Annotated in this window: 20 protein-coding genes; 15 read left to right on the top strand and 5 right to left on the bottom strand. The window is 55.8% G+C overall.

Going from position 1 to position 20,913, the window contains the following annotated elements:
- Positions 1-205 precede the first annotated feature (205 nt).
- Positions 206-3,520 (bottom strand): serine/threonine-protein kinase, encoded by a 3,315-nt coding sequence (locus Poly41_RS23445; RefSeq protein WP_146529494.1) that lies wholly within the window; start codon positions 3,518-3,520, stop codon positions 206-208.
- A gap of 105 nt (positions 3,521-3,625) precedes the next feature.
- Positions 3,626-4,207, bottom strand: coding sequence for an ECF-type sigma factor (locus Poly41_RS23440; RefSeq protein WP_146529492.1), 582 nt, complete (start codon positions 4,205-4,207; stop codon positions 3,626-3,628).
- A 250-nt stretch (positions 4,208-4,457) separates the two neighbouring features.
- On the opposite strand from Poly41_RS23440, the gene Poly41_RS23435 reads away from it, so the two are divergent.
- The 13 genes from Poly41_RS23435 (at position 4,458) to Poly41_RS23375 (ending at position 12,027) form a co-directional block, all read left to right on the top strand.
- Positions 4,458-4,826 carry a hypothetical protein gene (locus Poly41_RS23435; protein WP_146529490.1) on the top strand — a complete coding sequence of 123 codons (369 nt, stop codon included), beginning with the start codon at positions 4,458-4,460 and terminating at the stop codon, positions 4,824-4,826.
- A complete protein-coding gene (locus Poly41_RS23430) occupies positions 4,823-5,020 on the top strand; it encodes a DUF2997 domain-containing protein (RefSeq protein ID WP_146529488.1) in 198 nt (65 codons plus the stop codon). The genes Poly41_RS23435 and Poly41_RS23430 overlap by 4 nt, the downstream gene beginning before the upstream one ends.
- Before the next feature lie 59 nt (positions 5,021-5,079).
- Positions 5,080-6,567, top strand: a complete 1,488-nt coding sequence (locus Poly41_RS23425) for an AAA family ATPase (RefSeq protein WP_146529487.1) — start codon at positions 5,080-5,082, stop codon at positions 6,565-6,567.
- Between the two features lie 149 nt (positions 6,568-6,716).
- Positions 6,717-6,935, top strand: a complete 219-nt coding sequence (locus Poly41_RS23420; protein WP_146529485.1) for a hypothetical protein — start codon at positions 6,717-6,719, stop codon at positions 6,933-6,935.
- 61 nt (positions 6,936-6,996) lie between these two features.
- On the top strand, positions 6,997-7,311 hold the full coding sequence (locus Poly41_RS23415) for a membrane or secreted protein (protein WP_146529817.1): 315 nt from the start codon (positions 6,997-6,999) through the stop codon (positions 7,309-7,311).
- 130 nt (positions 7,312-7,441) lie between these two features.
- The gene (locus tag Poly41_RS23410; RefSeq protein ID WP_146529483.1) at positions 7,442-8,410 is read left to right on the top strand and encodes a hypothetical protein; all 969 of its coding nucleotides are present in this window, start codon (positions 7,442-7,444) and stop codon (positions 8,408-8,410) included.
- A gap of 11 nt (positions 8,411-8,421) precedes the next feature.
- The gene (locus Poly41_RS23405) at positions 8,422-8,670 is read left to right on the top strand and encodes a hypothetical protein (protein ID WP_146529481.1); all 249 of its coding nucleotides are present in this window, start codon (positions 8,422-8,424) and stop codon (positions 8,668-8,670) included.
- Positions 8,671-8,767: 97 nt separating this feature from the next.
- Positions 8,768-8,974, top strand: coding sequence for a hypothetical protein (locus Poly41_RS23400; RefSeq protein ID WP_146529479.1), 207 nt, complete (start codon positions 8,768-8,770; stop codon positions 8,972-8,974).
- A gap of 150 nt (positions 8,975-9,124) precedes the next feature.
- A complete protein-coding gene (locus tag Poly41_RS23395; RefSeq protein ID WP_146529477.1) occupies positions 9,125-9,346 on the top strand; it encodes a molybdopterin converting factor in 222 nt (73 codons plus the stop codon).
- Positions 9,347-10,399, top strand: a complete 1,053-nt coding sequence (locus Poly41_RS23390) for a hypothetical protein (protein WP_146529475.1) — start codon at positions 9,347-9,349, stop codon at positions 10,397-10,399. It begins immediately after the preceding gene.
- Positions 10,386-10,955: a Mov34/MPN/PAD-1 family protein gene (locus Poly41_RS23385; RefSeq protein WP_231615876.1), complete on the top strand. Its 570-nt coding sequence runs from the start codon at positions 10,386-10,388 to the stop codon at positions 10,953-10,955. The genes Poly41_RS23390 and Poly41_RS23385 overlap by 14 nt, the downstream gene beginning before the upstream one ends.
- A complete protein-coding gene (locus tag Poly41_RS23380; protein WP_231615875.1) occupies positions 10,925-11,629 on the top strand; it encodes a ThiF family adenylyltransferase in 705 nt (234 codons plus the stop codon). The genes Poly41_RS23385 and Poly41_RS23380 overlap by 31 nt, the downstream gene beginning before the upstream one ends.
- 11 nt (positions 11,630-11,640) lie before the next feature.
- Positions 11,641-12,027, top strand: a complete 387-nt coding sequence (locus Poly41_RS23375) for a hypothetical protein (protein WP_146529471.1) — start codon at positions 11,641-11,643, stop codon at positions 12,025-12,027.
- 310 nt (positions 12,028-12,337) lie between these two features.
- Here Poly41_RS23375 and Poly41_RS23370 read toward each other — a convergent pair whose 3' ends face one another.
- The 3 genes from Poly41_RS23370 to Poly41_RS23360 all read right to left on the bottom strand — a co-directional run bounded on the left by Poly41_RS23370 (position 12,338) and on the right by Poly41_RS23360 (position 19,563).
- Entirely contained in the window at positions 12,338-13,282 is a 945-nt protein-coding gene (locus tag Poly41_RS23370) for a sulfatase-like hydrolase/transferase (RefSeq protein WP_146529469.1), read from the bottom strand.
- 78 nt (positions 13,283-13,360) lie between these two features.
- Positions 13,361-16,141 carry a family 78 glycoside hydrolase catalytic domain gene (locus Poly41_RS23365; RefSeq protein WP_146529467.1) on the bottom strand — a complete coding sequence of 927 codons (2,781 nt, stop codon included), beginning with the start codon at positions 16,139-16,141 and terminating at the stop codon, positions 13,361-13,363.
- A gap of 44 nt (positions 16,142-16,185) precedes the next feature.
- A complete protein-coding gene (locus Poly41_RS23360) occupies positions 16,186-19,563 on the bottom strand; it encodes a glycosyl hydrolase (protein ID WP_197231563.1) in 3,378 nt (1,125 codons plus the stop codon).
- 338 nt (positions 19,564-19,901) lie between these two features.
- On the opposite strand from Poly41_RS23360, the gene Poly41_RS23355 reads away from it, so the two are divergent.
- Positions 19,902-20,237 carry a hypothetical protein gene (locus Poly41_RS23355; RefSeq protein WP_146529463.1) on the top strand — a complete coding sequence of 112 codons (336 nt, stop codon included), beginning with the start codon at positions 19,902-19,904 and terminating at the stop codon, positions 20,235-20,237.
- A gap of 86 nt (positions 20,238-20,323) precedes the next feature.
- Positions 20,324-20,740, top strand: coding sequence for a hypothetical protein (locus Poly41_RS23350; protein ID WP_146529461.1), 417 nt, complete (start codon positions 20,324-20,326; stop codon positions 20,738-20,740).
- The last annotated feature ends 173 nt before the right edge of the window (positions 20,741-20,913 follow it).

Here is a 20,913-nt window from a genome sequence, read left to right as displayed (position 1 = left end):
ACGGACCGGTGGTGTTGCGAAGCTTTTTGGACGCATTTTCGAGATGACATGACTCATTCCTCGTGCTTGGGATCAGCCTGCGGTACAATGGAAAAGCCCTCGCCTCGAGCGCGCAGACGACTCGCTCTGAGGTTGGCTCTTCGGCTGGTGAGGCGTGTTGCCTGGTAGCGAATGTCTCGCCAGCCGATCTTGTTCTCTTTGAATCTCAATCAAGTTCTGAACTTACAGGCTCGACCGGGCTCTCTTGCTCATCTTGTTTGGTTGTTGGCTGTACAATACCAAGGACCTCGTCGGCTTCGGCACGAAAGGGTGCATTGAACTGGTTCGTGGCAGGGGACTTTTCACCCATTGCCACCAACTGGTCGTATATGTCGCGAGCTTGTTCGGTCTCGTCCAATTGATGCAGCGTCATCGCCAGAAACCACCATTCGGATCCACTGCCAAAGCCGTAGATTGGATTATTGTCACCTCGCTGCTCGATCCCTTTTTCCAACGCCTCGCGTGCTTGCTGCCAATTGCCCAATCGGTAGTGCGCCTGGCCCACATGACCCCAGAGGTGAATGTTTGCTTCATCATGGTTCACGTCAGTGGCAATTTCGATGAATTTGCGCCAGGCTTCGGCAGCAACATCTTCATCGCCAGCATCGCGAAGAATCTTTGCTAATTTGAAGTAGGCCATGTCCAACTTTAATAGGGACTTCACGATTGACGGAACTCGCTCCAACAGCGTCTCTAGGATGGCGATCTCTTTTCGGAGGTGTTCCGTGGCCACATCGAATTCACCCATTAAATAATGTGTATGAGCGATGTTGTAATGCACAGCTGCCAGACTCTGTTGATGGTCTACAACGTCCGGATGTTGCTCCGCAAACTTCTCGTAAACGGAGAGCGCCTTTTGTGAATAGTCCAGACCCTTCTGCATCTGACCCAAGCGAAAGTGCGCCACAGCCACGTTCAAGTATGTTCTGGGCAAGGTCGGGCGCTCAATCATGGGATACTCTTCCACAAGCTTCTCGAAAAGGAGAATGGACTTCTCGTAGGAAGCCAACGAGTCCTCCAGTTGCCCAATGCTCGATTGTGACTGGGCCAGGGCGGCGTATAGCGAGCCGAGTCTAGCGCGGATTTCCATTCCATCGGGATCCTGTTCGAGCAGCTTTTCCTGAATCGAGATCCCCTTCTCTGAGCAGGTCACGGCCTCTTCGAATTGACCTAAGTCGATATGCAGAAACGATTGGGTTTGAAAATAGATGGCCAAACGTGATTGATACTGCAAGACCGAGGGATTTTCGTTGGCGAGTTTCTCCTGTATTGAGATCGCCTTCCCACAGAAGGTCATTGCCTCTTCGAATTGAGCCAACGTCCTTTGTGCCAGCGCCAGGTCGCCAAAAAAATCCGCCTGGGCTTCCTGGAACTTCAAATTCTCTGGTTCTTGCTGCAGTATTGCTCCCTGAATCAAGATCGCCTTTTCGAGGCGGGCGATGCCCTCGCTCAACCGACCCAGCGAGCAGTCAAGATTCGCCCCTAAGTTGTAAGACCTGGCCAATTCATACTGATATTGCCTGACCGCGGGATTTTCCTCGACGAGTTTTTCAGACATCGAGATCGCCTTTCCGTAGGAATCTTCGGCCTCGTCTTGTTGCCCTAACGTCTTCTGAGAACTTGCTAGGAAGCGGTAGGATTCCGCTAGATCCGACTGATACTCCGAGACACGGGGATACTGGTCGACCAACTTTTCCAGCACCGTGATCGCATCTTGATGCTGTGCCAGAGCCTGATCCGTTTGGCCGATGTGCATCGACTGTTGGGCTATATTGCGCAGCGAGGATGCCAAAGCCTGCTGATGGGTTGGGCTGGTTGGATGCCGTGCCACTAGCTTTTCGCGAATGCTCAACGCCTGTCGATGAGCTTGCAACGCTTGCTCGGCGGATCCGATTAGACTGGTAATCTCTCCGAGTCGCTCATGTGCATCGGCCAACTCGGCCTGAAGATCGGCATCATCAGGCTGTTGCTGAATGAATCCCTGGTAATAACGCAACGCCAGTTCCAACAGATCCTTGCGCAATGGCTGCAGTGACGGAGCATTCAGCAGTTCATTCTCGCTGACTTCGGTCAGGTAGGTGTCGACGGCCTCGCGAGCCTGATGGAAGTTCTTCTCGGCCTGATCGCGCGCTCGCCGGGCGTCACTCGCTTGCCACAGGCTGATGCCGGTTCCGAGCAGCAGAACGACGGCAACCAATAGGCTGGTTGTTAGCAGCCCACGGTTGCGGCGGGCGAATTTCTTTAGCCGGTAGGGCGTCGATGGTGGGCAGGCTTCGACGGGCTGATCCTCTAAGTAACGCTGCACGTCCTTGGCCAATTCGCTCGCTGACTCGTAACGCCGCGTACGGTCTTTCTCGAGCGCCTTCATCGCGATCCAGTCCAACTCACCACGAAGCGATTGAGAGAGCGTCCGAGGATCGGTCTGTTGATTCTCAGCCACCGTGTCGAGCGCGCCGTCAAGGGTGCTCAGCCGAGTGCTGGGCGTCGGCGGATCCTCTTCGCAGATGATCCGGCGAACCTCATCGTCGCTGGACTGATCCATCCGCTCACGTTCAAACGGAGTCGTGCTGGTGAGCAGCTCGTACAGCAGGACGCCTAGCGAATAGACGTCGCTGCGAGTGTCCACGTCCAGCGAAGTCGACGAGGCCTGTTCGGGACTCATGTACAACGGCGTGCCGATCATCTGCGATGCTTGCGTGTAAAGCGACCGATCGGTCAGCGGTTGGTACAACGCTTTGGCGACGCCGAAGTCGATGATTTTCGCAGTCACCCCATGGTCATTGTCGGTAACCAGAATGTTGGTCGGTTTCAGATCGCGATGGATGATCCCTTTCAAATGGGCGTGCTGAACCGCCTGGCAAACCTGGGCAAACAGCTCCAATCGCTGACGCGTTGTGTATCGGAATTCGTCGCAGTATTTTGTGATCGGTTTCCCTTCGACCAACTCCATCACAAAGTAGGGACGCCCGGAATCGGTGCCGCCGCCATCGAGAACGTGAGCGATGCTTGGGTGGTCCATCATTGCGAGCGCCTGCCGCTCAGCTTCGAATCGGGCCACCACTTCTTTCGTATCCATCCCTGGCTTGATGATCTTCACAGCCACTTTTCGTCGTACGGGCTCCTGCTGCACCGCCATGTAGACGACACCCATCCCGCCACGCCCAATTTCGTGAAGCAGCTTGTAATGGCCGATCTGCTGACCGGGTAGTTCCAAGGCGTCGGCATCGTCCCGAGTGGCTACGTCGTTCCCATCGGAGGCCTCCTTTTGATCGAAGGAGGCAAGGCTGGCAGCGATGCCGGGGGCCGGCGATTCGAGGAAATCGCCGACTTTGGACTGTACCTGTAAGAGCTGCTCGATCCGATCCCTCAGCACTTGATTGTCACCGCAGGCTTTGTCGAGGTAATCTGCGCGAGCCTCCGCGGAGGTCAATTCCAAGGCGGCTTCGAAGATCGCCTGTACGTCTCGCGGTTCCGCAATCATCTGCGTTGTCCCCCCGACGAATCAGTTGACAATGGGGTGTAAATCAAGGGCCCGTATTACAATGCGAGTTTTTCGTTCGGCTCGCGTGCTAAAAACGAAATTTTCTCAAAACTTTCTTGTGCTCTGCAACTCGCAGTACAAATAGGACTTGGCGTAAGTCCATTGGCGGACGGCCCTCGCGGGAGTGATCCCGACTGCTTTGGCAGCTTCACTGAGGGACATGCCGGCAAAATATCGGAGCTTCACGAGCGCCGCAGCCTGCGGATTCTCACTCGCTAGTTGGTCAAGTACATCGTTTACCGCAATGACCTCGTCGGTATCGTTCTCAGCAATCGTTGCACACTGCTGATTTTCAACGGCGTCGATGCCTAAGCGGTACCGGTCCCCACCGTGCTTGGGGCGTTTCTTACGCCGCGCATGATCTACCAAGATCCGACGCATCGCCTCGGCAGCCGCGGCAAAGAAATGGCCGCGAGAGTCCCAATGCTTGGCCTGCTGTGTATCCACTAACCGGATATAAGCTTCATGCACCAGAGCGGTGGGCTGCAGCGTTTGTCCAGGATTCTCGCTCGCCATTCTTGTGGCGGCCAGTTTACGAAGTTCGTCATAGACCACCGGCAATAGCTTCTCGGCTGCATGGCCGTCGCCATCTTCGATCTGCCTGAGGATCTGCGTGACGTCACTCATGGTGGGGCACCCGAAATATTGGAATCCCACTCATTGTCCACCTTTGTGGGGTGAGAAACAAGTTAAGCTCCGGCCTGACACGCCAAGCTTCGAAAAACACTACAAGGACGAGCGGGCTTCTCGTACGTGATGCAAGTTCGCAGCCGAATCCTCGATTGAGCTAAATACCGAGCGCTTTTGCGCTACATGTAGGTGACGGAGGCGACGTAGCCACCGTCACCTCTCTTTTTCACTTACAGGAGACGTGCGAATGTCACATGTGGTGCAAGTGCAAACTCAAGTCCGAGACGCTGCGGCGGCTCGGGCGGGGTGTCAACGACTGGGGCTCGAGGAGCCGGTCGTTGAGACGGTGAAGCTGTTTAGCGAGTCCGTTACGGGACTGGCTGTTCGGCTTCGGGATTGGCGGTATCCGGTGGTGTTTGACACAGCAACCGGTGAAACCAAGTTTGACAATTACCAAGGCCATTGGGGCAAACAGGAACGGCTCGATGAGTTCTTGCAAGCCTATGCGGTCGAGAAGACCAAGATCCAGGCTCGACGCAAGGGCTACTCGGTCAGCGAGCAGTCGCTTAGTGATGGCTCGATCAAGGTGACCGTCCAAGTCGGAGGTGCCTCGTGAAACGAATCGAAGTGATTGTCTCGCCTGATGGTTCAACCAAGGTCGAGACGAAAGGGTTTACTGGCAGCACATGCCAGCAGGCCAGCGAGTTTCTGGAACGCTCGCTTGGCCAGAAACGCAGCGACCACCGAACGGCTGACTTCTATCGAACCGAGGCCAGCCAAACACAACAAGCCCGGCAGCAGTCTTCCTAGAGACGCTCGCCGGGCTTCTCTTTTGCCCCTTCAACACTCAAGCAATAGGAAACCAGTGCATGACACTGACTCAACGAATGAGGGAGCTCGTCGATGCCTGCTTCACAGGTATCTGGATCGAGTCCCAAGAACATGAAGACGCCATCGGCGAACTGGGCCGACTCTGCGGCGAAGAAGATTGGCAGCTCGCCTTGTGGGACGTCAATCGCGGACTGCATTGCCTTAGCAGTGGCGACCTTGGCGCCGAGGCCTCTGACCCGTTGTCGGCGGTGGAATCGCTTCGCACGCTGGGACAAGGCGATGGCACCACGCTGCTGGTGCTGAAGAACTACCATCGCTTCCTGCAATCGCCCGAGATCGTGCAAGCGGTCTACCGGGCCGTTGTCGGTGGTAAAACGGCACGGACGTTCGTGGTGATTCTGTCACCAAGCGTGCAGCTACCACCCGAACTCGAAACCCTGTTCGTCACGGTCAAACATCCACGTCCGGACCGCGAGCAACTTGCTGAGATCGCCCGCGGGGTCGCTACCGAAGGCGATGAATTGCCAGACGGCCCCGAATTCGAAGCGGTGCTTGATGCCGCTGCGGGTTTGACTCGCCTGGAGGCCGAGAATGCGTTCTCGCTATCCTTGGTTCGTCACCAATGCTTGCGGCCTCCAGCGATTTGGGAGATCAAGACCCAAACACTGAAGCACTCCGGTCTGCTGTCGCTTTATCGCGGCGATTCGGATTTCAGTTCCCTCGGTGGCCTGTCGGCCCTGAAAGCGTTCACACGACGAGCGTTGCTGCGATCACGAACGAGTGGCTCGGTGCATGCTCGGGGAGTAATGTTGTTGTCGCCCCCAGGCTGCGGCAAATCGGAATTCTGCAAGTGCCTTGGCAAAGAGGTCAATCGACCGGTGCTGATGCTCGATGTTGGCTCGCTGATGGGGTCACTTGTCGGTCAATCGGAAGAGCGAACCCGCCAAGCATTGGCGACCGTCGATGCGATGGCACCCTGTGTGCTGATGATCGACGAGGTGGAAAAGGCTTTTGCCGGTGCTTCGGGCGGTGGCAGCAATGACAGTGGTGTGTCTTCGCGGATGATGGGAACGGTGCTGACGTGGCTAAACGATCATGAATCAGAAGTCTTCGTGGTTTGCACGGCAAATGATGTGCAGAAATTGCCACCCGAGCTAAGTCGTGCCGAACGGTTTGACGGTGTGTTCTTCCTGGACCTACCAGACCGAAAGCAAAAGGACGAGATCTGGCAGTTGTATCGCGACCGCTATGGGATCAGCGATGATGAACCTTGCCCGAAGGATGACCTTTGGACTGGGGCGGAGATCAAATCGTGCTGCCGGCTCGCTATGCTGCTGGACACTCCCCTCTCACAAGCAGCGGATAACGTTGTGCCTGTGGCGGTCACTTCGGCTGAATCCGTGGAACGACTGCGAAGCTGGGCCGATGGTCGCTGCTTGGCGTCGGATCATGCCGGAATCTATCGCTCGGCCCCGACAACCTCGAATCGTCGCCGGCAGGTTTCGACACAGCCGTCCAAAAACTGATTGCTGGCACTCGCCACGTGCGCGGGACCGGTCCCGGGCACTTGGGCGACACGCAAGATCATTTGGTTCACCCCATAGGCGGTTCAACTTCTTCCTGAGGGCCAGTCTCGTCGGAGGCGGGTTCTCTTACGCATTCAAGGAGAAACACCTTGTCACCCATTCTGATGGTGTGCTTGTTCCTCTCGATGGCGCTCGCGACCGCGTCACTGATCGTGTTGCAACTGCGGCGTCAGCGGCGAGGGTTACAGGCACTACTTCAACAATTGTTACGAAAGGAGTTCTCTCATGCCGACAACAACGCTCCGCATGAATCGCCCTCAGCTGACGATGATCACTATCACATGGATCGTGATCGCCTTGACCCTTAGTGGCTGCGGACCGTCGGGCCGCGATCTGAGCGACCAGCAATGGCTCGAAATCCAACAAGATCTGCAAGACGAACGAGCCGAGGTGGGCAAGCAGCGTGATTTGCTGGAGGCCGATCGACGCGAGTGGGACGAGCGAGAACGGAGTGAACCTGTGTTGGCTGCCGTTATCTCGTCATCCGTCCTGCTAATCTGCTGCTCGTTACCCCTGTTGTTGGTTGCCGTACTGCTCTGGCCACGTAAGCGAGAGCAGGAATCGCAAGCGGTATGCGAAGCAATGCTCGATGAGGTCGTTACGGTCCGCAACCTTGTCTCGGGTGACACCAAACGCATCGCCGCTTCGCCCTCCACACAACGCCTCGCTGCTAGCGAGGAATGACACCCGGCCCAGCCGTGTGTTCTCTGACTGCAAACCTTACTTCCGACCCAGCGTATTGCCCCATCGGTTGAAACAACCGGCGGGGCGTTTTCGTTGGTACTGTTCCTCAACCACAAACAAGGACTCGACCATGAGCGTAGCCCTCGAACCGGCGACACAGCCAAATGCCAATGCTGCGATCGTCAACCCAACCGCCAGTGTTGGCGAGCGACTGCAAGCCGAAACCACTGCCGTGCGGCTGCATATTCGTTGGCCGGGTGTTCGCAAGACACTCAGTACCGATCAGACCCGGCAAGCGGCTGGCACGTTCGACGCCGACACCAAGTCGGTCTCAGCGTCCAAGAAACTGCTCGACACCGGTCATCCGGCATTTCGAGCGGTGACCGCGGTAAAAACCAAGGCAGCCGACTACTGGAAGTCGAACACGCTGCCTTACACCGAGCCAGGCATGCGATTGATTCGCCGCGATGATGTCGCTGCCTTTGACATGCAGTTGACGTCGGCGCGAGCGGAATTGACCGAAGCCGTCGAAGAGCTCGAGCGTCACTATGACGAGCTCGTCGATCAGGCACGAGAGCGGCTAGGCGATTTGTTTGATCCGGGTGACTACGATTCTAACCTGCGTGATCAGTTCGGTATCGAGTGGGATTACCCCAGCTGCAATCCGCCCGAATACCTGCTGCAGGTCAGCCCTCAGCTGTACTACAGCGAGTGTGCCCGTGTGCAGTCCCGCTTCGATGAATCGGTCCGTTTGGCTGAACAAGCCTTTGCCGACGAGCTGGGTCAATTGGTCAACCATTTGGCCGAACGACTCAGCGGCAGTAATGATGGCTCACCCAAAGTGTTTCGTGACACGGCGGTGACCAATCTACTGGAATTCTTCGAACGGTTTCAAAGGCTCAACATCCGCTCCGATGACCAGCTTGACCGGCTCGTTGCGGATGCCCGGCAAGTCATTGGCGGTGTCCAGCCCCAAGATCTTCGTGACCAGGCCACGATGCGGCAACAAGTCGCTCGGGACCTAACTCGCGTCGAGGCCTCTCTCGACGGCTGGATGACCGACCGGCCACGTCGCAGCATCCTGCGGCGATCCAAATAGCGAGGCCATCAATGCAAGTGGTCATTACCCCCGATGGATTGGTTCGCTGCGTCTATGACGAGGCGATCGATCTGTCCCAGCTTGGAGCAGTCGATATTCGTCGTGGCTCTCACGTCGAACCTAATGCCATGGGCCAATGGACAGCGGATATGTCACCCGTTGACGGTCCTGTCCTCGGCCCGTTCTCAACACGTCGACTTGCCCTCGAAGCAGAAATCGCATGGCTGGGCGAGTACTGGCTAACGGCATCAAGCCCTTAGCTTTCGACACCAATCCGTTACTTCCCTAGCCCTCTTCGCAATCGTTTGCGGCGAGGGCTTTTTCGTTTCTGTCCCTAACCCATTGGAGATCCCTCCCATGACCCAACTCGACCTCTACCGCAGCGTTTCACGAGCGACCGGCGAATCGGTTGCAACCATCAAACGACTTGGCTTTCTGATCGCCGACCCCTCGCAGCCGATCAGCGACCCGGAAGCCGAATTCCTCGGCCCCCACGTCCTCGACTGGGATGAACTCGATGCATTTCGAAGTGAAGAACCCGAACTGGACTTCGTGTTGGGCTAATCCCTCGCGTCCCCGGTTCTCAAACCCAAACCTACGGCGTGGTTGGCAGGCATCCGCATGTCAGCCACGCCGTGGTCGGCGACGACTCCGTTTAAGTTGCCGTCGTCACAACGACCCCAATTCCACTCACAACCCCAAGGCAACCAAACGATGAAGATTCTGTATATCAATAACGACGGTGGCGGCTTCGCCAACTACATCAACGTTTCTGACAACCTGACCGTTGGCGAGCTGTTCAACTCGCGAGTCGGCGAAGGCAAGGAGCACAACTATCTGATCCGCGTCAATCGACAACCCTCGGCCGCGGACCAACGACTGCAAGACGGCGACCGTGTTTCGATCACGCCAATCAAGATCGAAGGAGCGGTTTAGATGCGACCGGACGCAAAACGTCGAAAGACGATAAGGGAACGGTATCGGGCGGCCACTGCGATCCACGCGATGATCGCGTCACCGCAGAATCGCCCCGACAGAGTCAGCATCGATCCGCAGCTGTTGACTCGGATCACCAGTCTCGAGCAGCGGAAGCAGACTGCGGAACGACTGCATTGGCAGTCCGCATCGCTACAGCTTGATCAGCAACTCATCCAATCGGTCCGTGCTCTGGTCAACCAAGCGACCTTAAAGATCGATCGGTTGGAATCGGAGCCAAACCTACCCCAAGTGTGTTCGGTCCGCGAGATCCTTGATGACCTAACAGGACTCGAAGCAGACTTCGGAGTCGTGAACATCGACCGCAAGAACGCCACCGTATCGGTCGTGACCGATGAGATCGTGCTTGATGGCGTTTCCCTGGGACCGTTTGAGATCCAGCTGCAGTGGCGTTACCTCGGTAACTCTAACTGCTACAGCGTTATCGCCCGCGATCCCAACCCAGCTTCGATCTGCGAATCCAACACTCATCCCCATGTGCAAGATGACCGACTGTGCGAAGGCGAAGGACACTCGGCTATTAAACGTGCTCTGAGCGAAGGCCGTGTCCACGACTTCTTCGTCATCGTCCGCCAGATTCTGCACAACTACAACCCCGCCAGTGCCTACGTGACGCTGGACGATTGGGAGGGCGTCGAGTGCCGTGATTGTGGTTCGACGATCAACAAAGATGGGGCGAGTGAGTGTTCTGACTGTCATTGCGACCTTTGCAATGAATGTTCGACCAGCTGCGACGACTGTGGTGAACCGCTTTGCGATGACTGCCGTCGTCCCTGCAAGTCGTGTGACAACGATTACTGCCGATGTTGCCTGACCCGATGTTCGGGTTGTGGCGAATCGGTCTGCCAAGGCTGCCTTAACAAAGGAGAACGATGTGATGATTGCTTGGAAAAGAAAGAACAGGAAGAGGCCGGCGTCGAATCATCGACGCCGGTCACGGACGAAGATACGGTTCTCTCCCTATGCGTGGGCGAAACTATTGTGTCTTCGTGACGCAGGACCGAGTGAGGTTGGCGGGTTCGGCATCAGCGACCCCGACGACCCGCTGTTGGTCATCGATGTCGAACTGGTCAAACAAACCTGTACAGCGGTCACGGTCGAGTTCGATGACGAATCCGTTGCCGATCTGTTTGACCGCCAAGTTGATGCTGGACGCACTCCAGACCAGTTCGCACGGATATGGATCCACACCCATCCCGGATGTTCGGCCATGCCTAGCGGAACCGATGAGGAGACATTTGATCGATCGTTCGCTACTCCCGACTGGGCCGTGATGCTCATCTTGGCGAAGAACGGAGCGACCTATGGGCGCTTGCGTTTCAACACCGGTCCCGGTGCCTCGGTGCGATTGGCAGTCGATGTTGACTATTCAACTGACTTCCCCGCATCGGATCCCGACGGATGGCTGGACGAATATGACGCCAACGTTCGCATTCATGACCCATTCGCTAGGGCACAGTCCACCGTGGACGATCCGTTTACTCTGGAGTCCGAGCCCATGGAAGTGGATGCTCTGCGATGGCACGCAACGGAGTGGGTGGCATCATGACGGAGGCTCAAGATCGCTTTGTTCGCCAATCTGCTCTCGTCCCGGCAGACCGCTTGTCAGGGCTTGCAGTCACGGTGATCGGAGTCGGAGCCATCGGACGCCAGGTTGCGTTGCAGCTGGCGTCGATCGGCGTTCGCCGAATTCAACTGGTCGACTTCGACACGGTTGAAAAGACCAATGTCACGACACAAGGCTACCTTGCGTCCGACATCGGCAAGACAAAAGTGGCGGCAACGTCACAGGCGATCGAACAGATTGATCCCATGATCAAGATCGACAAGGTTGTCGATCGCTACCGAGCGAAGCAGAGCACTGGCGACGTGATGTTCTGCTGTGTCGACTCGATCACCGCACGCTCCGCCATTTGGCGGAGCGTGCGGGGGCGAGTCGAACTGTTTGTTGACGGACGGATGTTAGGCGAAGTCATTCGCGTGCTAGCCGCTCACAACGTCCCCTCGTCGGATCACTACGCAAACACGTTGTTCACCGCTGCAGATGCCCAGCAGGGCACCTGCACGTCACACGGCACGATCTACGCCGCTTCGATCGCAGCAGGGCTGATGGTCCACCAGTTCACACGCTGGCTGCGGAATCTGCCACTCGATCAAGACACCACGCTGAATCTGCTCGCCGGTGAGCTTTCGGCTGTTCTCCCCAATCCTATCCCTACCTGAAGAGGAATCGAATGAACCTTCACTTAACACTGCGGCTCACGAATCAAGCGAAAGGCTGCAGCATTGAGCTCAGTGGCAATGAATCGGAAGAAGCCAACTTGCCAACCCGATTGATGAAGATGTTGGGAATCTGCCAGCGTACACTCGAGGGCACAGCGACCAGCCATGCCGAGCAAGGAGAACCCAGCTCTAGTGGGACAACCACCGAGAGCTCACGGAATTCTCGGGCGGCAACGGAAAAACAGATCAAGGCAATCTACGCCATGGCTAAACAGCAGGGCATGGAACTGGCACAGGCCCTGCCTGATCGCTTCGGCGTCTCTACCGTCGCCAAACTATCAATTCGACAGGCATCGCAACTGATCGACGAGCTGAAACGCAATCTGGAAACTGCTTGACGGTCTAGTTCGTTCCTGCAGTTGGCCACGCCAAGAACTAACTGAGCGAAGCGAGGATAAGCCTAAGCAATTGAACGACGGGGCCATCGCAATCAGGGGGAATAACCTGCGTTGCGGTGGCCATTTTCTTTAGCCCCCGGAAACTCTCAAAATCACCTGAGAAAGGGGAAATCGAGCCGTTTTTCGGTTCAGGGGTGTCACCTGGGGTGACATCCGAAGATATCGGACGGGCGTGTCGGAGCCTCAATGCAGCCAACTTGGAAAACGTTGCTGACCATTTCGCGGATGCGGTTCGGACAGCGTGAGGCGATCAATTTTCTCGGGGCAAAGCTCCCTTCGTAAAGCACTGTACCAGCGGTTCGATTGGAACAAAATCGAGCCGATCTATGGGCAACCGTGGGTGGAATCGGTGAAGCAAGCCGCAGCAGCCCAATCCGCTGCCGCGAAGGGCCGGGGAATTCAGCGTGGACACAACGCGTCCAACCCCGTCATCCACGGCCGATAACATCGCAAGCGCCTGGCGTCGTCGCTCCGGCATCTCGCCGGGAAAGCGATCCAGATAATGCTGTGGTGCATCGAGCGGAACGTGAGGAGCGCGGTAGGCGAGATAGAGAAAGAACGGAACGTCTTTGAAGCGGTTGATGAACGCAACGGCGAACGAAGAGATCAAATCCAAATGGTAACCGCCCCCTTTTTGCACCTGCGGCGGAATATCCTCGCCTTGCAAGTTCATGTTCCAATGACCGGGAGCATTGCTGTGCTTGAAAAAGACTTTGTCGAATCCGTTTTTCGCGATCGCTTCCGCGTTGTCTTCGCCTAAGTGCCACTTACCCGCCATGGCGGTGACGTACCCCGCTTTCTTCAAACGCTCGGGAACGGTCTGCAGTTGATCAAACCGCTCCATGATCGCCGCATCTTTGAATTGCGGATTTGATTCCAAACCCCACTTGGTTTGATACTGGCCGCTGATCAATCCGCCGCGTGACGGCACGCACTGCGGTGCGGTGCAATAACCATCCGTCATCCGAATACCACCGCTGGCCAGTGCATCAAGGTGTGGTGTTTTGAGATCATTGAACACCTCTTGGCATCCGAGATCGGCGTAACCGTGGTCATCGGTGAAGACGACGATCACATTCGGTCGCTCGGCCGCGAGCGAAGAAGTCGCAGACAGCAAGATCGCGAAACAGGGTAGAAAAATCGTTCGCACGTAAAACTCCGTGAGTGTCGCTTCGATAAATCGTGGCAAACACATTGCTTGCCAATTATGGTTGGATGGTTCGGTGGTGTCGGAAAGCTGCGGAAAAGCTGTCCGACGGACTTGCTGCAAGCGTTAACGAATCAACAAAACGTGTTGGCCAGGTTCCAGGAGGCGACCATCGTTTTCATTTCCTGAAAGATGGATCGTCGCGGAGGTGTTCGGCGGAACGGCGATTGTCCATCGAATCTTCTCGACTCCGTCAATTGATTCACGAGCCCAATGACTTTGGATCGGTCCGTACCGAGAGTCGAAGTCCACTCGGACCCAATCGAGAGGCTTTGCGAAACAGGGATGCAAAAAGAAGTGCTTGTACCCAGCAGCTTGAGGATCGGGGCGAATCCCGCCGAGTCCTTGATAGAACCAGGCATCATAACCGCCTTGAAAGGGATGGCTTAGTGATCGAACCGGGGCGGTCATCGTGGCCGGATCAAACGCTCCCTTGCGTTCCCACAAACTGGTTCCACGTAATTCATCAAACAGATAGAAATATCCGGGATGACCTTGCGCATAGAAAGTCCCGAGCGCCGTTTCGCCATAACCCGCATCGCTGAGCGCAGGATAAAGCCAGCGATGCCCGAGTGCACCGACCGATGCGTGGCCTTTCCAGTTATCAAGAACATCTCGATTGAGTGATCGTGCGACCGCGGCTTGATCCGATGCCGGTACGATGCCGAACGACAATGCCATCGCGTCAGCAGTTTGGCTGCCATAGGTCTGCGATTGAGAATCAAAAAAAACAGCGTGGAATGACCGTGCGGCTTGGTCTCGCCAGTCGCGGTAGGTCTGTGAAGTGTTGGGCTCACCCACCATCGCCGCGATCCGACTCATCAAATCGGCGGCATACACGAACAGAGCCGTCGACGTAATCGCGGGTGGTGTTTGCTGGGGTGTTCCGCGCCCGCCTTCACGCGGTTGTCCGGGTTTTCGTACCGGATCGCACCAATCGCCGTAGCCCGATGTGATGATCCCGTCCTCGTTGCGTTTGGACCAAAAGTGATCGAGGAAACGTTGCATCCGCCGATAGTGTTGCGTCAACGTTTGTTCGTCACCGTCGTGCAGGTATCGCTCCCAAGCGATCAAAACTTGCGCAACGGCCCAATCGGGATGGCTATTGCCGCCACGCTTTCCTGGCACAATCGCGGGGCTGACGTGCGGGCTCGTTTCAAAATCGCCAAGGTATTTCTCCCACAACGCTGCCATATCAAAGTTAAGATTTGACATCGTCAGAGTTGCGTGCGCGTCGCCGGTCCAACCGCAACGTTCACGAATCGGACAGTCCGATGGCAGGCTAATCAGATTGGATTCGTAAGTCCAAAGCGCGGTCTCGTGCACGCGATTCAAATGGGGATCCGAGCATTCAAACTTGCCCCGCGTCGCCACCCCGCTGCGCACCAAATGCCCGGTCAGCATCTCGAGCGACGGCTTTCGATCCATCCATTGTGGCGATGGTAATGATTCGCCGCTGGGAATGCCCGTGACTTCGACATAGCGGAACCCATGCCAGGTAAATGCGGGGGTGTAAAGATTCGCTTCACGATCGCCCGTGACGAACGCATCCACTTGATGAATACCGGTGGCAAAAGAACCGTCACTGCTCTGATCGATGCTGCCGTTCTTATCGGCCCACTCGGCGTACCGCAAGAAGACACCGGTTCGCGCCGGCAAAGGCGCGTCACGCATATCAAGTGTGACGACACCCGTGAAGTTCTGTCCAAAATCGTAAACATAGACTCCGGGTTTCGGCTCCAGGATCGCGACCGGCTTGAGATCCCGGACCACGCGAACAGCCGGTTGTCGTTGTGCCTCAAGCTTCTGTGTGGGGACCTCCGAGGATTCGATTGCGTGAATCCATTGGTCTTTCTCGAAGCTCGAGTCCTTGAACTCTCCCGCATACACGTTGTTCTTGATGACCGATGATGGGAGGGTCAACCACGTCGTATCGGTGGCGATGGTTTGCCGAGTTCCGTCGGCGTACGTGATTTCCAATTGCAGCAAGACTTGAGGATCACCGTAGTCGAACTTGGTTCCAAACCCGGCGTTCTGACCGTAGAAACCTTGCCCCAGATGTGCGGTCAGCACGTGGTCGCTTGGCGTTAATCGATCTTCCACCGCATCAACGTCATAAAGAATCCGACGATCAAAATCGGTCTGTCCCGGATTCATGATCCGGTCACTGATGGGTTCGCCGTCGAGAAACACTTCGACATATCCGGCGGCAGTGCTGTAAAGCCTCGCTTTTGCGATCGGCTGAGTCACCTCAAACGACTTGCGAAACCAAGTCGCGGGCACCATCTTTCTCAGCCGTTCTTCGCCAACGCGAGTTGGCTGGTCGTTCTTGTCCAGTGTGTGTCCCGCCAGCACGTACCAGTGCCTGAGCGCGGGCGTCTCCTTCGCCGGGTTGAGCTCGCCAGCACGAATCCATTTTGCTTGCCAGTCGCTTGGTTGCAGCAGGCCCATCTCCCAGGTTGCGACTTCGCTCCACGGTCCGGCTTCCGTCTGAGCATCACTCCAAACACGGACGCGCCAATGGCAAACCTGACGCGATGAAAGCGGGCTTCCCCGGTATTCAATGCAAACCGACTCGGATCGATTCACCTTTCCGCTGTCCCAATGATCGCCTGAGTTTGCTTCGAGCTTCTCTGCACTGGATGCCACTTGAATCTGATAGGCCGTTTGACGGGCAACTTCGGATTTCCACGACAGCCTCGGAGTACCGTTTTCAACATTCAGAGGCTTCGTCTCCCACTCGCACTGGAGACCCCATGGTTTTTCGTTGGCCAAGCAACTCGGAGATGAGCATAGGCACAGGGTTCCCACCACGATGGCGAGTTGAAAAATGCGATGAAGATACATTTGCAATTTCCTGATGACAGATTCGGAGAGCTGCTTTGTGCGGCTTAATCCAACGCGTTGGTTTTCTTTGTGAAAAGGCGAACCGGCCCGATCAGCCCCGACGGCACAAGCGAATCGGATGCCTTTACGTGCGGATATGTCGTAAACGTCAAACGCTGACTGTCCGGTGGCTTTTGATTGTTGCTGTACCAGTCAGGCATCAGCGGCTGCCTGACGTCGTAACCGCTCGTGTCAGGAAGCTTTGCGTCTCCGACAAGGCGATTGATCCAGAGATTGGTGACCTCGACTGTTAACTGATTCTCGCCCGGCATGATGGCATCGCTGATGTCGACGCGATAAGGCGATTTCCACAGTACACCGTATTCTTTACCGTTGACGCGAACTCCCGCGGACACTTCCACTCGACCCAAATCGAGCTCCAACGAATGATCTGGAGCAATCATTTCAGGCTCAATCGAAAAACTTGTTTGATAGGTCGCAGTGCCGGAGTAATGCTTGACTTCGTTGGAAAGGTGGTCTTTCCAATCGAGCAAACTAGGAAAGACGAGGGTGGCGTCGTACCCGTAATGCTGTTCAAAGCTCACCTGCCAAGGACCGTCTACGACAATCGGCTCGTCGATATTCTTGACGACTAGATTGACCCGTCGACCTGATCGCATTTCAACGGAGAGCATTCCGTTCTTGGAAGCAACCAATTCAGGCCGATGCTCGCGAGTCAGACGAACATTGCACATCGGCGCAATGTCCCCTGTCATCGAGACCACTGGATCAACGCCTTCAGTGCTCTCTCGAAAGACGATGAAAGCGGAGCCCTCCGGATCAAGAGTCACGGGAACGCGTGTCGTTTCTTGTGCTTGTGAAAACTGCCCCAACTTGCGAATCTGTCCCGTCGCGGGATCCCACTGCTCGGGAATCCTTCCGCGGACGTTGAACTGACAATCGAATGTTCGCTGCGAAGAGTCGGGATTAAAGAAAAAGTAAATATCGGCGTCAGTCGTTCGGCGATGGATGTAGGTGATGTCGGTTCGTTCGCCAATGACCAAATCAAAACGCAGGTTCTGCTCGCGATAGATGCGTGACCAATCGTAATCTTCGTAGGTCGTTTCGCGTTGCCAGACTTCAGAACACAGTCGAGCGAATTCCTCGCGAGCCGAAATATTGACGGCGTGCCCACCCATTCTTTGTGGTCGCTTCCCGACGACAACGACCCCCTGCTCGGATAAGTCGGCAATCTTCTTGAGAGACGAGAGGCTAAGAGTGTCCGTATTGTGCAGGACAAGCATTTGATACATGGTTCCGTCCGGCAACAGCGATTTTCCTTCCTTTGCCTTGACGCGATGAACCAGAGCATGCGTACTGATGCAATCAAAATTGACCGCCGCCGGGATGGCGGGCTTGAACGAACTCCGCGTTACTGTTGAGCTAGACGCGCCGTCGCCAACAAAGACCAACAAGTCGGACACCGGATTGCCCTGTCGTAGCAAATACGAACCCCGCGCGATGTATTGAAGCCACGCTTTGCCCATGTTGCTCCACCAGGTTTGCGTGCGATCAATGTGTGATCCCCAAATCGCCATCGTCATGCCTGGCGTCACATGGGTGTTGGCCTGATGAGCAAACCGATGGAACATGAACTCGTTGATTCCCAAGGTCCATGCCCGATCACCCGTCAGTTTCATCAAGCCAGGATGGCCTTTCCAATTCAAGTCAGAGTTGGCTGCGAAGGATTCTGACGAAATGACTTTCTTGCCATAGATCCGACCACCGGACACGGCCGTTTCGGTTTGGAAACGCTGATGCATCCAGAACTCGCCCATCGGAATGTCTGCATGGCGAGCAGCGTCCAACTCGTTGAAGGCCGCGTTAAAACTGTATGGCTCGATGTAACTGATCAAACCGTCTTGGTGACACCGCTCCGTGAAGTGACCAAAGTAATTGTCTGTCATCAACTTGCTGTTGAAGCGACGAATGTCCCAACACACATCGTCGGACGTCTCGGCGCTGTCGACAAAGCGTCCCGCGTACAGCGGCAGGAAAGGAATCAGCTCATAACCGTGGGCCTGTTGGAACTGATCTTCGTAACCCCGCGTCCAGTTCTGTCCGCCCACTTCGTAGCTGTCGATTTCCATGTATTGCAGCGCGCCAGGAGCGATGTCCTTGCAAGCTCGAATGACCTTTCCCACGTAGGAGTCGTAATGGACATCCAAAGCGGCACGATTCATCTTGTCCACTTCCAAGCCGCGTCCCTCGTCGGACGCAGGGCTGTTGACCGCACCGGTGACCGTGTAGCCGAAACGCATGATTGTCCAATCACCCGGCGGCAGCGTCGTGGTGAGCTTGCCGGCATCATCCATCTCTTCACTGAGATCGATGATCGCGCTCGGATCGATGACCATGCCCGGTTCAGACGCACCGATGTCGGGCAGGCGGTGGTCTTCAAGACGGTAAAGTGATGTTCGAGCGAGCGGTTTTCCTATGCGGTGCGTGGCGCTGAGTTCGATCTCGGAAATCTCAAACGGAATTTCCGTGATGACGCGAAAGAAACGTGCCGTGATGCCAGCGGGAAACACATCGTCAAAGCCATGTTCGCGTTTCCCTTGACGTTGGAGCTTGAGTTCACCGATCTTGCGGAAATCTTCGCCGTCGTCGGATGTTTCCAGCCAAGTGTCACCCTTGGGCGCGATCGCCTTTTCCATGTTCATGAAGACCGAACGAATCGCATGCGGACGACCGAAGTCAAACTGCACCCAGCCGGGGCGTTGCGGCGACGCGTCGAGCTTGCTCCGTCGGTCGATCCGACCGTCGGTGGCTAACGCCACGTCGAACTGCGGATCGGAACTGGTCACGAGGCGAGTGACGCGTGCATCGGCCAACTCCGAAGCCAAAGCCGGGTAGGCCAGCACGGCAATGTCACGGTAGAAGTCATGTCGAGCCGTTGGCTGCGGCAAGTCGAATTCAACGCGTGCTCCGCCCTTCACAACTCGCATGCGGTGGACCACCTGTTTCATCGAAATCTCAGGCGTCACCCACGGCCCACCACTCGACGTCCAACCATCGCAATTATGCATGCCAAAACTCAGTCCCAAACGCTCGCATTCCCTGGCCGCGTGACAGGTAAGCTCCGTGTGCCTGTCGGAATGGAAGATCACGTTCCCCTTGGGAATCGTGTGCGTGACATTAAACAGGATGATCCCGCCAATGCCTGCATCCGCCATGGCTTCCAAGTCTTTGGTCAGCCCGGCCTTGCTCATGTTCCCGCTCATCGCATGCATCCATGTTCGCGGACGTGCCGAGGCGGGCGGCTCACGAAACTTGTCGCTCAACTCAGGCTGGTCGGCAGCAACCAAACTGCACAGACTCAGCCAGCCAACGGCTGTGAGAATCACCATTCGGATTTGAATAACGAATCGCGTTTTGTGCATTTCATTCAACTGATTTGCGGAGGAACGAGAAGAAAATGAGGAGCGACGGGAATTCGATGATACAAGATTGATCCCAAGATGGCTGCCTATCTTATCAGAAGAACTTCGCCCGCGACTAAAAGGCGATGCAATGTCGCAAAAAATAGGCACTTTCATGGTGATATTAAACGCACTATTCAGCAACAGTGCGAGCCTCTGTGCGATTGCGAGCTTCGAGTACGATAGCCCGAACCCATTTCACGTTCACATCCATTTAATTGGGCTCACTTTCGAACGCGTCTTTAGTAGCTCTTCATTGCTCACCCGCTCGATCGACCATTATCCTCAATCGTGCGACGATGTTTGGAACCGATCTGTATCGCTCGAACTGTACCGTTCCCGTCGAGAATTACCGTTTCCCCCATTTGATGCGGCAAGCGGGCTACTTCACTTCGAACAACTCGAAAACGGGCTACCACACTTCCGACGCAAAGCGGGGCATCGATCTGGCTTGGTCTGAGCAGGGGAAGAATGCCACCTATCGCTCCGCCGAACGAAAGGAAGGACAGCAAAAGGGAGAAAAACCACTCAAGCAGGTTGGGACCCTATTCACGCCGGATACCATCTTGCGTTGGCACCGTCAGTTGGTAGCCAGTAAGTGGGACTACTCCAACCGAAAAAAAAAAGAAATCTGATCGGCCAAGGATCCGCCAAGTGATCGTAGATTTGACCATCAAGTTCGCCAAAGAGAATCCTACATGGGGCTACGACCGTATCAGCGGTGCGCTATCAAACGTCGGCTACCACCTCTGCGACTCCACCATCGGCAACCATTCTCAAAGCCCACGGCATTGAGCCGGCACCGGACCGCAAACGCACAGCATCATGGGAGACATTCCTGAAGGCACACTGGGACGTGATGGCATCCATCGACTTCACGACAGTAGAAGTCTGGACCAAGAGTGGCCTGACAACTTTCTACCTGCTCTTTGTTATGGAACTGAAAAATCGCTGTGTCAACTTCGTGGGCTGCACCACCAACCGGAACGAGGCGTGGAGTTGGCAGCGCTATGCCAAGCTTTGTAGCAGTCAATACCGCCCTCAAGTCCTGGCCCGCGCCCGCACACTCGATTGGCAGGCATTGTCCAAGGACGTGGAAAAAGAAGTCGACACCATACGAGCGGAAGCTTCTCATTAACGAATGAGTACCCCTTATCGTGAATGGTTGTCGTAATGGATTGTTCGTTAGAAGAAGTCGGGCGTCGCGAAGGCGACGCACTAAAAGGCATACTGTATGATCTCGACACAAAAATAAGAATTTACTGAAATTCCAACGGAACTCTGTCGAGAATGCGGGAATCTGGGGCGTAT

It is taken from the genome of Novipirellula artificiosorum (assembly GCF_007860135.1).
Classification (GTDB): Bacteria; Planctomycetota; Planctomycetia; order Pirellulales; family Pirellulaceae; genus Novipirellula_A; species Novipirellula_A artificiosorum.
Note: the sequence above shows the minus strand (reverse complement) of the source record. Positions and strands in the feature narration are given on the sequence as shown.